Origin of the sequence: Ensifer sp. M14 (assembly GCF_003355565.1) — a bacterium.
In the GTDB taxonomy this organism is placed as follows: Bacteria; Pseudomonadota; Alphaproteobacteria; order Rhizobiales; family Rhizobiaceae; genus Ensifer.
In genome coordinates this window covers 386,381-401,678 of record NZ_QJNR01000014.1, presented here as the reverse complement: position 1 = coordinate 401,678, position 15,298 = coordinate 386,381, and the positions used below count along the sequence as shown (strand labels likewise).

At 61.9% G+C, this 15,298-nt stretch carries 10 protein-coding genes; all 10 read right to left on the bottom strand.

Annotated elements, in window-relative coordinates:
- Positions 1-2 precede the first annotated feature (2 nt).
- Complete coding sequence (locus BLJAPNOD_RS30400) at positions 3-815, bottom strand: carbohydrate ABC transporter permease (RefSeq protein ID WP_077505268.1); 813 nt, start codon at positions 813-815, stop codon at positions 3-5.
- Complete coding sequence (locus BLJAPNOD_RS30395; protein ID WP_115422517.1) at positions 808-1,764, bottom strand: sugar ABC transporter permease; 957 nt, start codon at positions 1,762-1,764, stop codon at positions 808-810. The genes BLJAPNOD_RS30400 and BLJAPNOD_RS30395 overlap by 8 nt, the downstream gene beginning before the upstream one ends.
- 18 nt (positions 1,765-1,782) lie before the next feature.
- Positions 1,783-3,015 carry a sugar ABC transporter substrate-binding protein gene (locus BLJAPNOD_RS30390; RefSeq protein ID WP_115422516.1) on the bottom strand — a complete coding sequence of 411 codons (1,233 nt, stop codon included), beginning with the start codon at positions 3,013-3,015 and terminating at the stop codon, positions 1,783-1,785.
- A gap of 20 nt (positions 3,016-3,035) precedes the next feature.
- A complete protein-coding gene (ugpC, locus tag BLJAPNOD_RS30385) occupies positions 3,036-4,184 on the bottom strand; it encodes a sn-glycerol-3-phosphate ABC transporter ATP-binding protein UgpC (protein ID WP_115422515.1) in 1,149 nt (382 codons plus the stop codon).
- Between the two features lie 202 nt (positions 4,185-4,386).
- The gene (locus tag BLJAPNOD_RS30380; RefSeq protein ID WP_115422514.1) at positions 4,387-7,419 is read right to left on the bottom strand and encodes an aminotransferase class III-fold pyridoxal phosphate-dependent enzyme; all 3,033 of its coding nucleotides are present in this window, start codon (positions 7,417-7,419) and stop codon (positions 4,387-4,389) included.
- Positions 7,420-7,436: 17 nt separating this feature from the next.
- Positions 7,437-8,099 carry an SDR family oxidoreductase gene (locus BLJAPNOD_RS30375; RefSeq protein ID WP_199566075.1) on the bottom strand — a complete coding sequence of 221 codons (663 nt, stop codon included), beginning with the start codon at positions 8,097-8,099 and terminating at the stop codon, positions 7,437-7,439.
- Between the two features lie 25 nt (positions 8,100-8,124).
- Positions 8,125-9,780: an amino acid ABC transporter permease gene (locus tag BLJAPNOD_RS30370; RefSeq protein ID WP_077505276.1), complete on the bottom strand. Its 1,656-nt coding sequence runs from the start codon at positions 9,778-9,780 to the stop codon at positions 8,125-8,127.
- 79 nt (positions 9,781-9,859) lie between these two features.
- The gene (locus tag BLJAPNOD_RS30365; RefSeq protein ID WP_115422512.1) at positions 9,860-10,606 is read right to left on the bottom strand and encodes a transporter substrate-binding domain-containing protein; all 747 of its coding nucleotides are present in this window, start codon (positions 10,604-10,606) and stop codon (positions 9,860-9,862) included.
- 26 nt (positions 10,607-10,632) lie between these two features.
- Positions 10,633-11,700 carry a LacI family transcriptional regulator gene (locus BLJAPNOD_RS30360; protein WP_244611153.1) on the bottom strand — a complete coding sequence of 356 codons (1,068 nt, stop codon included), beginning with the start codon at positions 11,698-11,700 and terminating at the stop codon, positions 10,633-10,635.
- A gap of 348 nt (positions 11,701-12,048) precedes the next feature.
- A complete protein-coding gene (locus tag BLJAPNOD_RS30355; protein WP_115422511.1) occupies positions 12,049-14,949 on the bottom strand; it encodes a DNA translocase FtsK in 2,901 nt (966 codons plus the stop codon).
- Positions 14,950-15,298 lie beyond the last annotated feature (349 nt).

The window sequence follows — 15,298 nt, the reverse complement described above, 5'->3', positions numbered from 1 at the left end:
ACTTATCCCTTCACCGACGAGCCGACCGCGCCATCCATGATGTAGCGCTGGGCGACGAAGAAGAGGGCGAGCGGTGGCAGGCAGAGGATCACCGTGATCGCGGCGATCGAGGTGACATCGACCTCATGCAGGCCCTTGAACATCGAAAGCCCGAGCGTCAGCGTGTATTTCGACTGGTCGTTGAGGAAGATCAGCGGGCCGAGATAGTCGTTCCAGGCGTTCATGAAGTGGAAGGTGCCGACCAGCACCAGCGCCGGCATCATCAGCGGCAGGTGGATGCGCCAGTAGATGTCGAAGGCGTTGGCGCCGTCCATGCGCGCCGCCTCGTCGATCTCCATCGGCACGGTCATGATGTACTGGCGAAGCAGGAAGACGAAGAATGCGTCAGCGAAATAGGCGGGCACGATCAGCGGCTTCAGCGTGTTGATCCAACCCAGCATGTTGAATTCCATGTAGAGCGGAATCATCTTCACGTCCCACGGGATCATCATGGTGGCGAGCAGCACGATGAACAGCGGATCGCGGCCGGGGAAGCGGAAGCGGGCAAAGCCATAGGCAACGAGCGACGAGGAAATGAGCTGGCCGATCGTCGAAAACACGACGACGATGAGCGAATTGGTCAGATAGGTGCCGAAGGGCTGTTTGTTCCAGGCGGCGGCAAAGTTCTCCCAATGCCATTCCGACGGCCAGAAGACCGGTGGGAACTGGTAGAGATCGGCGGTACTTTTGATCGCCGTCATGAAGGTCCAGTAGAACGGCGCGATGAACAGAGCCGAAAGCAGGATCAGTGCGGAATAGAGCAGCGTCTTACGCATGGCCGTCTCCATCGTTCTGGCGGACTTCGCCTTCGTAGTAGACCCAGGCGGCCGACCAGCGCATGACGCCGAGGCTGAGCGCCAGGACGATGATGAACATCACCCAGGAGCCGGCGGCGGCATAACCCATGTCGAAATACTTGAAGGCGTTGTCGTAGATGTACATGGCGAAGAAATAGGTGGAGCCGAGCGGGCCGCCCTTGGTCAGAAGCAGGGCGATGGTCAGCTGCTGGAAGGCCGAAATGATCGAGGTGATGAAGGTGAAGAGCAGCATCGGTCCGAGCATCGGCAGGGTGATGAACAGCATCTGCGCCCAGCCCGGAACGCCGGACACGGTCGCCGCCTCGTAGAGTTCCTTCGGGATGGCTTTCAAGCCGGTCAGAAGGATCAGCATGGTGCCGCCGAGGCCCCAGAGGCTGGCGATGATGATCGCGACGATCGCGAGATTCGGATCGCCGAGCCAGTTCGGCCCGTTGATGCCGACGAGCGACAGTATGAAGTTCAAAAGGCCGTATTCCTTGCTGTAGATCCAACTCCAGATCGTCACCAGTGCGACGCCGGAAATGACGCTCGGCAGGTAGAAGGCGGTGCGGAAGAAGCCGCTGGCAAAGCGGATGTTGTGCAGCATCAGCGCCAGAAAGAACGACATGATGATGTTGAACGGCACATAGATCGCCGCAAACTTCACCGTGATCCAGAGGCTCTCCCAAAACTGCGGGTCGTCTGAAATCATCGTACGGTAATTGTCGAGCCCGACGAAGGTGCGTTCCCCGACGACAGGCCAATCGTAGAAGCTCATCGTCAGCGAGAAGACGAGCGGCCCGAGCGTGAAGAACAGGAAACCGAGGATCCACGGGGAAATGAACAGATAAGGCGCGGCATAACGCGCGATGGCGGAGCGCTTGCGCCTTGCCACCTTGGGCTCTGCCCCGGCATAGGTCATATCCATCTCCCCGTACTCCCTTTGTTACTTGATCAACCGCTTGGAACGGCTGACGGCATCGTCCAGATGCTGCTTGGCATTGCCCTGGTCGATCATCGTCGCTTCGATGGCGCGCGCGAGATTGTCCTGCACCTTGCCCCAGTTGGCATTCTTCAGGAACGCGTGGGTTTCGGTGTTCGAGGTCGCGAGAATGTCGAAGAACGGCTTGTAGATCGGATCCGCGGTCATGCCCTTTTCTTCCGCAACGCTGGTGCGGACCGGCAGGTCGTTGACGCGCATGGCAACGGCTTCAGGCGAGGAGAAGAACTTGACGAATTCCCAGGCGAGATCGGCATGGGCCGCATCCTTGGCGATCGAGATCGCCGAGACGCCGAGTGCGGAATGGGCGGTCTTGTCGCCGAACTTCGGCAACGGCGCGACACCGTACTTGATGCCTGAAGCGTCGATGCCGGACTTCGACCACATGGCGCTCTGGAACATGGCGATCTTGCCGCCCTTAAACAGCGTGCTGCCCGAGGTGTCGTCGCCAAGGTTGAGCGTGATCGCTTCCTGCTTCTTGGCCATGTCACCGAACATGTCGAGGACCTGAGCGGCCGCATCGCTGTTCATGTAGCCGTCGATCTGCTTGCCATCGTCGGAGATGTACTTTGTGCCGTTCGACCAGAGGAACTGCTCGAAGTCGTAAGGATCCGGCTTGGCGTCGACGGCAAAGCCGTAGACCTTGTTTTTCTCGTCGCGGAACTTGGCGGCCTTGGCGCGCAGGTCGTCCCAGGTCCAGCCGTCCTTCGGCTCCTCGACGCCGGCCTTGGCGAACATGTCCTTGTTGTAGAAGACGACCTGGGTCGTGAAGCCCGAAGGCATGCCGTAGGTCTTGCCGTCGACACGCGTCGTGTTCATCAGGCCCTTGGGGAAATCGTCCGGCTTCACCTCGGCGGCGTCGCGCGCGATCAGATCGTCGAGCGGCATCAGCGACGTGTAGTACTGCGGGAAATTCCACATGTACATGACGTCGGGCGGGCTGCCGGCACCGAAGGCGGCAATCAGCTTCTGGTCGTAACCATCGGCATAAGGCTCGACCTGAACCTTCACGCCCGGATGCTTTTCCTCGAACTTCTTGGCGATTGCCTGCTGGATCGCCAGGCTTTCATCCGTGTCCCAAGTGGCAAAGCGCAAGGTTTCTTCCGCGCGGGCCGTGGCAACTCCAGCCATGGCCAAGACCATGAGCGAGCCGATGAGTGACTTCGTCTTGTTCTGCATGCTTCTCCTCCTCATTCGGGTCACGCGACCCTTTTGCTTTTTTCCTGATTGATCAGCATCTGCGTCTCGGGATCGAGCGCCCTTGCAATCGCCTTGCCGTCAGCATCGAACAGATGGCAGTGCTCGGCCGGAATGCGCAGATGGATGCGCTCGCGATTGGCAACCGGGTGCGTGCCGCGCACCACCGCCGTCATGTCGGAGCCGCTCTCAAGGGCGATATGCACATGGCTCTCGGTGCCGAGACGCTCGACCAGACGGACGTCACCGACCAAGTGGGCTTCCTCGGGCGAAACCAGTTCGAGCTTGTCCGGACGGATGCCGATCGTCACCGGCTTGTCCTTGGCGACGACGGTCGACGACAGCGTTTCGAGCGAAAGATCCCGCACCAGACCGCCGCCCGACAGCGTCAATTCGGAGCGGTCCTGGCGAACGAGATTGGCGGTGACGAAATTCATCCGCGGCGAACCGATGAAGCCGGCCACGAAGAGGTTCGCCGGCTGATAGAACAGTTCGAGCGGTGTGCCGAACTGGCTGACCTTGCCCTTGTCGAGCACGACGACGCGATCGGAGAGCGTCATCGCCTCGACCTGATCGTGGGTGACGTAGATCATCGTGACGCCAAGCCGCTCGTGGAGTGCTGCAAGCTCGACGCGCATGGTCACGCGCAGGCCGGCATCGAGGTTCGACAGCGGCTCATCAAGCAGGAACAGTTTTGGCTCGCGCACGATCGCACGGCCGATCGCGACGCGCTGGCGCTGGCCGCCGGAGAGTTGCCGGGGCTTGCGGTGCAAAAGCTCGGAGATACGCAGGATATCGGCGGCGTTATCGACGCGGCGGTCGATCTCGTCGCGCTTCATGCCGTTCAGCGCCAGGCCGAACGACAGGTTCTTGCGCACGTTCATATGGGGATAGAGCGCGTAATTCTGGAAGACCATGGCGATATCGCGCTTGGCCGAGCGCAGATCGGTGATATCGCGATCCCCCAGGCGGATCGAACCGGAATCGAGCTCTTCGAGGCCGGCGATTGACCGCAGGAGCGTGCTCTTGCCGCAACCGGATGGCCCGAGAAAGCAGACGAATTCGCCATCGGCGATATCGAGATTGATGCCCTTCAAGACTTCGAGCGAACCAAAGCCTTTGCGCAGATTTTCAATACGGATAGCTGCCAACGGGCCCTCCCCTGATGGCGAACATTGCGGCAGTCGGCTCAATGGCTCTCCTGCCGAACGTTCGTGTTAAACGTTTATATGAACGATAAAAACGTTTAACTTCGTTGTAAAGGGAAAAATTGGCACTCAAGAAATTGCTGTGCACGACAAGGGCGGCCAAAAGCGATACGGCCGGTGCATGACCGGCCGTATCGCATTTTGATCAAGGGCTTAAGCGCCCGAGTGTCTCGTCGAGTGCCCCAAGGAAATAGTCGCAATCCTCGGGGCTGAACGGTGCCGGCGGTTTCACCTTCAGCACATTGTGGTGCGGACCCTCGCTGCTGAGCAGTATCCGGTGCTTGCGTTTCATTTCAGCAATGACGAAGTCGAGCTCGCTTGCCGCCGGTTCCAGCGTCTCGCGGTCGCGCACCAATTCGATACCGTTGAAGAGCCCATAGCCGCGCACGTCGCCGACGATGGCATGGCGCTTCGCCAGCGCGCGGGCGCCATCCATCAGCCGGTCGCCGACAACACGGCAATGGTGCATCAACCGCTCGTCGCGAATGACATCAAGCACCGCAAGACCGATTTCGGCCGACACAGGATTGCCGCCGAAGGTGTTGAAATACTCCATGCCGTTGGCAAAGGATGCGGCAATCGCCTCGGTGGTAACGACGGCCGCCATCGGGTGACCATTGCCGATCGGCTTACCCATGGTGACGATATCAGGGATCACCCCTTGCGTCTGGTGCGCCCACATGTGGCTGCCAACGCGGCCGAAGCCGACCTGGACTTCGTCCGCCAGGCACAAGCCGCCGGCGGCGCGCACATGGGCGTAGGCCTCGCGCAGATAGCCTTCCGGCAGCGTCAACTGCCCGCCGGTCCCCAGAATGCCCTCGCTGAAGAACAGCGCCGGACGGCGGCCGTTGGCGGCGAGCGCCAGAACCTGGTTGCGCACGTCGTCGGCATATTTGCGGCCGGCATCGGCGTCGCCGTAGCGATAACGGCCACGATAGAGATCCGGCATTTCCGCGACCTGGACATGGGCCGGACGCCCCTCGCCGCCCTTGCCGGCAAACTTGTAGGGGCTGACATCGATCATGCTCGACAGGTGGCCGTGATAGGCATGGTCGACGGTGATGACGTCGCGGTTTCCGGTATAGGCGCGCGCCAACCTGAGCGCCAGATCGTTGGCCTCGCTGCCGGAATTGACGAAGAAGCAGACATTGAGCGGGTCGGGGAACAGGGCTGCCAGCCGCCTGGAATACTCGACCAGAGAATCGTGCAGATAGCGCGAATTGGTGTTGAGCTTGCCCATCTGCATCTGCGCCGCCTTGACCACACGCGGATGGCAATGACCGACGTGGCAGACATTGTTGACCATGTCGAGCCAGCGGGTGCCATCCTCGTCGATCAGGTGGGCGCCTTCGCCGCCGACGATCTTCAGCGGTGTGGCGCTATAGGCAATGCTGAGCGAACGGCCGATGCGACGGTGTCGCTCGCGCACCAGAAAATCCTTGTCGCGCGGGACGATGACGGAGGCCGGCACGGAGAGCCCAAGCACGACACTCGGATCAGGGCTGACCTCACGCCAGACTTGCCATTGATCGCGCACGCCGACGCCGAACATGCGGCCCTCAAGCCCGAGATGGTCTGTCACCAGCTGGAAGTGCAGATGCGGCGCCCAGTTGCCGTTTTCTTCGGCGGTCCCAAAGGCCGCAAAGCTCTCGCCCGTGGCGATCAGCTGGCCGACCTTCAAGGTCGCGATTGTCTTGCGCGACAGATGACCGTAGAGCGTCCAGAACGCATCGCCGGTATCGGTAACATGCTCCAGTAGGACGGTCGGGCCGAATCCGTATGCGACTGCGTCGTCATGAACGAAGGCAACCTTGCCGGCAAACGGCGCATGCACCGGCTCGCCTGCCGGCGCGAAGATGTCGACGCCAAGATGGATCGATCGACGTTCGCTTGAAGTCGCCGTCTCATAGGCGTCGCCCTGGTAGACCGCACGATCCTCACCATAAAGGCCGATGCCAAAATCGGCATTCTGTTCCCGGATACGTGCCGCGATCCGCACCTCTGCCGCCTTTGCATCCAGTGCCGCCCATTGCGCCGCCTCGGGACTGGAGGCGGAGAAATCGAAGACGGCGACTTGCGGTTTCGTGGCAGTCGGCTTGACGATCGCCGAGAAATCGTGGGCATTCCGCTCCAGCCAGCGCATGACGGAAGCTGCATGCGCCACCGGCGCAAAGCCGCAGGCGTCGCGAATGCGAGCGATGGCGACAGCGCGGTTTTCGCGCTCCAGGCGTTGAAGTTCGCGCCAGACGTCCTCCTGGCTGACAAGCAGGTAGGTGTTTTCAGGATTTTCGCGGATCTGCTTGGCTGCCATGCACATGCTGACGGCATAGCGGGTGCGGACGAGATCGAAGATCAATCCCGCTTCGGCCTCGCTGATCGGGTTCGCCCGATGATAAGCGCCCGCGAGTGCTGCGATCGTGCCGACAGCATCCGCCGCGCCGATCAGCGCATAGGCGCAAGCCACGGCAATCTCGACCACACGCCAGGTCTCGACCATATCACCGAAATCGAGCAGGCCACTGACGCGTCCCGCGTTGTCCAAAAGCACGTTGTAGTCGTTGGCGTCGTTATGGATGACCTGGCGCGGGCAGGCATCGAGGCTCGGAAGCACCGAAGAAGCGAACTGTTCGAGGATCGTGCGCACCGCAGCCTGCTTTTCGTCGCCATCGATCAGGTCCACATGGTCCAAATGCATGTCGGCGCGGCCGATATCCCAGGCATAGACACGCTTCGTGCCGGCATGGGCAAAACCTTCAAGGCTTCGATCAAGCTGGCCGAGCAGGTGTCCGAGCGTTTCCGCGCTCACCCGACTGCGGGATGCAGACTTCGCCCAAATATCGCCGGAAAGCCAGGTGAGCAGCCGAGCGGTGCGCTCACCACGCACCGTGACTTTCACTGTCGAAGCGCCGGTGCGACCCAGCACTGGCCGCGAGACCGGCAGATCGGATGCCGTCTTCGCCAGGTGGTCGAGTACCGCGACCTGCATGCCGAGGTCGTCGACATCACCAGGCGCGTGAAGCTTCAGCAGATACTGCTCGCCGTCTTGCGCACGGACGCGGTAGTTGAGGTCGTGCTCGCCCGGGAGTGGAGAGACATCCCCTTCGATGCCGTAGGCTTCGATGAGCAATGCACGGATTGCCGCCAGTTCCTGCTCTGCCTTCAAGTCTTCCTGTGCCATGCCTGCTGCTCGTTCTGTCACCATGAAATCCGTCGTCCGTCGTAGCTGCGGAAACTGCCTGTATCGGCCATGCCCGCTTGATCGATCATTGCCTTCAGCCCGGCGGCGCTGGTTGCCGCCGGAACATTTGCTTCGCCGCCGCCCATATCGGTCTTCACCCAACCCGGATGCAGCGACAGGATGGCGATGCCGTCCTTGCGAAAGTCCTGCGCCAGCTTCACCGTCGCCATGTTCAAGGCCGCCTTCGAGCAGCGATAGGCGTAGTCGCCGTCATCGTCGTCGAGCGTGCCTTCGGCAAGCGAGCCAGCGCGGCTGGAGATGTTGGCGATAACACGGTTCTCTCCGGCAACGACGTTTGCCTGCAGAGCCCGCGCCAGAAGCAAAGGGGCAAGCGTGTTGATGCGCATCACCTCAAGGAATTCGTCGCCGTCGAGTGTCGTAAGCCCACCCGTGTCGCCACGGATGCCGGCATTGTTGATGAGCACGTCGATCGCCACACCCTCGAGCGCTCTGCCAAGCGCCGCGATCGAACCGGCGTCGGAGACATCAAGCGAGTGCGTTTCGATGTTGCCGTCGAAAGACGCCTGCCCACGGACGCAGCCGATGACCCGCCAGCCATCGGCCGCGTACAGCTGTGCGAGTTCGCGACCGAGGCCCCGCGACGCGCCGGTGATCAACACCGTGCGCGGCGCGCGCTCTCCCGTTTTATCGATGCTTGATGTCATATTTTCTCTCGACCATGTTCACGAGGCTTGCCGCGGCAAGCGTCAGGAAGATGTAGAAGATCGCGGCGGAGTTATAGGGCGCGAACGGCAGGAAGCTTGCCGACTGGAACTCGCGCATCCGCTGGGTGATGTCGCGGATCGACAGGATCGACAGAAGCGAGGTGTCTTTCAGGATCGCGATCAGCTCGTTGCCGAGCGGCGGAATGATGATCCGGAACGCCTGCGGCAGGATGACGAGCCGCGCCGTCTGCCAGCGGTTGAGGCCGATGCTGCGCGCCGCCTCGACCTGACCGACCGGAATGGCGTTGATGCCCGAGCGGAAAATTTCCGCGAGATAGGCCGAATAGGCAAGCGCCATGGCGACGATGCCGCGCACCAGATTGGGCGGGTCGAGCACGCCTTGCGTGGCATCCTTCAACGCGCCGCTCAGCGGCAGGCCGACATAGAGCACGATCACCAGCATCGGAATGCCGCGAATGGTATCGACGATGAACTCCGAGCCGATCGCCAGCGGGTGGCGCTGGTGCAAATAGCCGCCGAAGGTCAAGAGCCCGAGGATGATCGCAAGCACGGCAATGGTGATGCCGGTCGCACGATCGCGGTCGTTGAGCGCCTCGGTCTTCCAGAGCACTGGCATTTCGGCGGGCACGGAGGCGGCCGGCAACAAGGCGGCGCTGACGCCTTCGTTCTTGGCGATCGAGGCGAGCGCCTCTGTCGGGCCGATAAAGGTGCGCACCGGCGTCTCCGTCTGCGGCGCGCCATCATACTGGCCGAAGCGCACGGCGCTAATCAAGCCCGCCGGCGTGTTGGTGACGATGCCGACCTTGCCTTGAAGCGTGCCTGCAAGCACATAGGTATCGCGCGGCTGCAGCAGGAACCAGCCAGCCACGAGCGCAAGAACCAGCGTCGCAACCGCGAAATAGAGACTGGTGCGGACCGTCGAGTGCAATTGCAGCAGCCCGACCCAGACGAGGCCCAGCAGCGCGGCCAAGATGTAGGCGGCAATCGCGGCGCGGATGGTCGTCGCCACGCCTGCCGCAAATGCGATGTGGGCGAAGAAAAACACGAAGACCAACCCGGCGCCATTGACGACGCCAAGGATCCAGCGCCCGGCACGCCGCAGCGGACTATCCACGGGCTCGCCGGCGCGCGCGCCTGCAAAAAACAGCCCAAGGCCGAGAAGACTGAGAAACAGGTAGGTAGGAAAAAGCCACGCCTCGACGCCCCTCACCCACAGATCGGCCGCCTCCGTCAGTTGCCGCGGCGTCACGCCCTTCACGATCATCTCGGATTTGAACGCATCGACGCCGTTTGCCACCACGGAGGCGATGAAGGGATGAATGTTATGTCCGAGGAGCAGAACACCTGCGGCCGCAATGTTCAGCACGGCCGCAGCGGCAGCCCATTTCGGGCGGCTCGCCTTCGACCGCGAGAACAGGAGGACGCAGAGCCCGGCGGAAAAGGCAATCGCCAGTGCGAGAAAGCCGGGCACAAAGGCCGACGACCCGTTCTCGACGCCAAGAATGGCGCGAAGCGACCGCTGGTAGTCTCCGGAGGAAACAAAGAGATAGATGATGAAGGGCAGCGCGGTCAGGATGATGAGATTGCTCGGACGCACGCTTCTCAGGAACGACATTCATTCCTCCGGGGGTATCGAATGGAACAGGCTGTGATCCCGGAGCGCATATCGACGCTCCGGGGACATTGCGGGAGGTTTACTTCAGGCCCCAGTACTTGTTGACCAACTGGTCGAGCGTGCCGTCGTCCTTGATCATCTTCAGGCCCTCGTTGAAGGCGGCGACGTTCTCGTCGCCCTTGCGGAAGACCAGTCCGAGCGGGTCGGATTCCAGATCCTTGATCGCCACCACCAGTTCGCCGGCGAATTCGCGCTCGTAGGCGGCCGCATTGGCACCGTTGATGACGACGCCGTCGACATCCTTGTTCTTGAGCGCGATGATCGCGGCGCTGAAGGTGTCATAGGCGGCAACGTTCTCCTTGCCGACAACACTCTCGGCAACCTGCGCATCGGTGGTGTTCGCCTGGGCCGACAGCTTTCTGCCGGCGTCCTTGAAGCGTTCGAGCGTGATGTCCTGGTCTTCAACCCGCATCAGCACGGCCTGGCTGTTGACGATGTAGGGATCGGAGAAGTCCATCGCCTTCTTGCGTTCCTCGGTGATCGAGACGCCTGATGCGACGAGGTCGAAATTGCCCTGGTCGAGAGCGGCAAAGATGCCGTCCCAGCCGGTGGTGATGAACTCGGCCTGGCAATTGATCTTGGCACAGACCGCATTGACCACGTCGACGTCGAAGCCGACGATCTGGCCGCTCGCCGGATCGACGCTTTCCATCGGCGGCGAGGTGGTGTCGGACCCCACCTTGAGCAGTTTTCCGCCGAGATCGGCGGCGTGGGATGCGCTTGCGGAAAGTGCTGCAAAGGTCAGCGCGATGATCAGTTTTTTCATGGTTCTCCTCCTTGGATGATAAGAGCTCAGGCCAGCCTGCCGCCGAGATTGTCCGGCTGTCGTTCGATCAGGGTTGGTCTGAAGACCTGCCGGAGCGCTTTCGGGTCCTCACCCTCCATGCGCTTCAGCAGGAACTGCCCGAGGGTCCGTCCCAGGACCTCGATCGGTTGATAGAATGTGGTGATCGGCGGCGTGAAATAGGCGCTGACATTGATGTCGTCATAGGCGATCACGTCGACATCGACGCCCACATGCCGTCCGAGGCTGCCGAGCCCGGAAAGCACGCCGAGCGTCGTCGATTCGTTGATGCAGACGAAGGCAGTCGGCGGCTCGGCCACCTGCAGCAGGTCGATCACGCTCTGCCGGCCGAAATGGGTCGAAAGATCACCTTCGACGATCAGATCGGCAGAGGCGACAATCCCCGCCTCGCGGAAGGCGCGAGCAAAGCCATCCAGTCTGTCCATCGCATAGGAGAACCGGCGCTCCGGATTGACGAGCGCGATGCGACGATGCCCGCCGGCGAGCAAACGGGCGGTCGCAGCGTGGGCCGCCCATTCGTTGTCGATATCGACATGGGCGTAGTCCAGATCCTTGCGGCAACGTCCCATCGAGACAAATGGGAAATGATGATCGACCAGCAGATCGATGCGCGGGTCGTCGGCAAGAATGCCCGAAAAAATCAAGCCGTCGGCAAGCCCCTGATCGACGATGCGGCGCGCGGCTTCAGCGCCGTCGGCAGCGTCGCGGATGACGTGCACCGACATGCGGTAGTCGGTACCATCAAGCGCCTGACTGACGCCGCTTAAGATCTGCGTATATTCGACACCGTCCCACTCATAGTCCCGCGCGGCCGTGACCGGCATCAGCACGGCCGCCTGGAAGCTTTTTCCGGTGCGAAGCGCCATGCCGCGCGCATTGGCCTGATAACCGACTTCGCGCGCCGCCTTGAAGATGAGATCGCGGGTGACGGGCGCAACGACAGGCGATTGCCTGAGTGCTTTCGAGATGGTCGCGATGGAATAGCCGGTGATCTCGGCCAGTGTCTTGATCGTTGGCGCCGGTGCCCGCCGGGTTTTATGCATATGCGCTGCCATGCACCCTCCCAGGCCCTTGGCTCACTCTTCACATATGCGTAACAGCCAATAAAAACGTTTTCAAGGAAAATAAAAACGTTTTTATTTTGGCATGGGGAGAACTTCGCCGGTGCGAAGATGCTCAATCACAGGGACCGACCACAGAGCTGCGCACCAACGCGAGCGGGACTGTGATTGGTGGCGGGCGGTGGAGGCTGGCCGCTCGGCAACCACCGCCCCCCCCCGGGACCTCGCCTCAACCTGATCGCTACGCGGCACAAGAAAAACTCGGCGCGCATGAAAAAGGCCGCGCAGCATTCGCTTCGCGGCCTCTTATTGAACAATACCTTACGCCGAACGTGTGCGTTCTCAGTCTATGTCGTCGCCTTCAGGCGCAACCGCATGGTCGCGATTGCCATGGATGATCTCGCGCTTGCCGACATGGTTGGCAGCACCCACCAGGCCTTCCTTCTCCATGCGCTCGACGAGCGATGCGGCTCGGTTGTAGCCGATACCAAGACGACGCTGGATGTAGGAGGTCGAGCACTTCTTGTCGCGCAGCACCACCTTGACGGCCTGGTCGTAGAGTTCGTTGCCGTCTTCCGACGCCATGGCGGTCTTGTCGAAGACGGCACCCTGCTCTTCCGCAGGCTCCTCTTCCTCTTCATCCGCCGTGACGGTTTCGAGGTATTCGGGCCGGCCTTGCGTCTTCAGGTGGGCGACGACATGTTCCACTTCCTGGTCCGAAACGAACGGGCCGTGGACACGGGCGATCCGCCCGCCACCCTGCATGTGCAGCATGTCGCCCTGGCCGAGCAGCTGTTCAGCACCCTGTTCGCCGAGAATGGTGCGACTGTCGATCTTCGAGGTCACCTGGAAGGAGATGCGGGTCGGGAAGTTCGCCTTGATCGTGCCGGTGATGACATCGACCGAAGGACGTTGCGTCGCCATGATCAGGTGGATACCGGCAGCGCGCGCCATCTGCGCCAGCCGCTGGATTGCCCCTTCGATCTCCTTACCGGCGACCATCATCAGGTCGGCCATCTCGTCGACGATGACGACGATATAGGGCATCGGCGCCAGATCCATCTCCTGCTGCTCGAACAGCGCCTCGCCGGTGCCCTTTTCGAAGCCGGCCGGGACAGTGCACATCACCGGCTCGCCCTTTTCGCGGGCGGCGGCAGCACGCTGGTTGTAGCCGTCGATGTTGCGCACGCCGAGGCGCGACATCTTCCGATAGCGATCCTCCATCTCGCGCACCGCCCACTTCAGCGCCATGACGGCCTTCTTCGGATCGGTGACGACAGGCGTCAGCAGATGCGGGATACCGTCATAGACGGAGAGCTCGAGCATCTTCGGATCAACCATGATCAGGCGGCACTCTTCCGGCTTCAACCGATAGAGCAGCGACAGGATCATGGTGTTGATCGCCACCGACTTGCCAGACCCGGTGGTGCCGGCGACAAGCAGGTGCGGCATCTTGGCGAGCTCGGCGATGACGGGTTCGCCGCCGATCGTCTTACCGAGGCACAGCGCCAGCTTGCAGTTCGTCTTGCGGAAATCGACGGATTCGATCAGCTCGCGGAAATAGACGGTTTCGCGGGTCGCATTCGGCAGTTCGATGCCGATGACGTTACGGCCGGGCACGACGGCGACACGGGCCGACAGCGCCGACATCGAGCGGGCGATGTCGTCGGCCAGATTGATCACGCGCGAGGATTTGACACCGGGTGCGGGCTCGAATTCGTAAAGTGTGACGACCGGACCAGGGCGGACATGGATAATCTCGCCGCGCACGCCGAAATCTTCGAGCACGCTTTCGAGAAGCCCGGCATTCTGCTCGAGCTGCTCCTGCGACATGAAGAAGCCCCGCCCTTCCGGCGGCTCTTGCAACAGGTCTTCGGACGGGAACTCATAACCATCGGCCTGAGAGAAACGCTCGGTGACGCCGATCGGCGGCAACAGCGAGGGCGCGCGCGAGACCTGCGCAGGCATGGTGATCGCCGCCTTGGAGGCAGTAACCGTACGGATCGGCTCTTCTTCGGCCATCAGCGAAGTGATTTCGGACGGTTCGATCACAACAGGCGGAACGGATGCGATTTCAGACGGCACGACCATGGGTGCAGGCGCATCGCGGACGGGTTCGACCGACACCGGTTCTACCGGCGCCGTTTCCGCGGCGGCAGGCATCGCTGGCACGGCGGCTGCCGGCCGGCATTCGACGACGCGGAACAACGATGTGATCGCCGTTGGCGGCATGCGCCTGATTTCGACCGCCTTGGCGGGTGTCGGAGTTGATGCCGGCGTCGGCATCGTCACGAACGAAGCTGGCGTAAAGGAAACCGGCGCCGCAGTTTCAACGAACGGCTTCGGCTGCACGGCTACGGCCGCGGCCGGTTCGTCATCCCCACCGGACGGACCGAATTCGAAGAACGCGAAATCCGACAGGAACGACTGACGCGTGTCAGTCGGGAACTCTGGCGCGAGGGCCGTCGGCTCAGCAATCGGTAGTGGCTCGGCCGTTACAGCCGGCGGCGTGATGGCTGCAGGCGCTTCGTTGACAGGCGGTACCGGCTGGCTCTCGGCGATCGCGGCACCAGCGACGGAAACCGCGTTGGCAACATCTGCCTTGGATGCCGACGACCAATGCGGCAGCTGGCTCGTGAGCACGCGCAGAAGTTCGGACGGGCTGTAGGATGGCAGGGCTGGTTCGGGTGCTGGGACCGGCGCGGCGAAAACTACCGGCGCTTCGACGGATGCAGCAACCTCGATGGCCACCGGAGCGACCTCGACTGTCGCGATCTCGGCGACGACCGTTTCGACGGGCGCACTGGTTTCTTCAAGTGCGACCTCACTCTCGCTGTCCGAAGGCGCGCGGCGCTTGGTAAACTCCCGTTCCGGCGTGCGCGTGAAGCGCACATTCGGCGCCAGGAAAAAGTGGCTCTCCCAGGTCGAATCGCCGTAGTGGCCGGCAATCTCCGACAGGGTCGGCAGCGGCTCGTCGGTCGACGTCGTCACCTGGGCCGGCGCATAGGCCGTGCCCTGGCCATAGAGGCGCGCGGCGCGGCCGACATGTGCGGTTGCGTCCGTTTGCTGGTTGGCAGGTCTGCGAGGCGCGGCAGGCGCCTCGTACAGCTGGTAGGGATCGACGGGTTCCACGTCATGGGTGGGCATATCGCTCAACGCACCGTCCTGCGGATCGTCATAGTAATCCGCCTGGTTTGCATCATGCAAAGCTGCCTGAGAGAAATTTGTCCTGGGAATACGCATGGGTCCTGGAAGAGCTAGAGACATCGCCGAGGGGCCTGCTAAGCGATAGAAAATGAAGGTTAACAAGTCCCTTCCAAGGGCCACTCGAAAGACTTCGCGCGCGCCGCTCAACCCGGCAAAACAACCACTGAATCACCCGCAATCCCCATCCCGCTCAAGGGCATCGCGCCATTCTGTCGCTGACGGCATGGGGTTGAAAATATTTCTTCCGCATCGTCATTTTGGCACGCGGGAACACAGCAAGCCGACCTGGGCAGTCGGAGCAACGGACCATAACGAATCGGGCCGGCGTGACCTCGTCACGCCGGCCCGAAGATGATCGCCACAGGCTTGCGGAAATCTCGAAGAT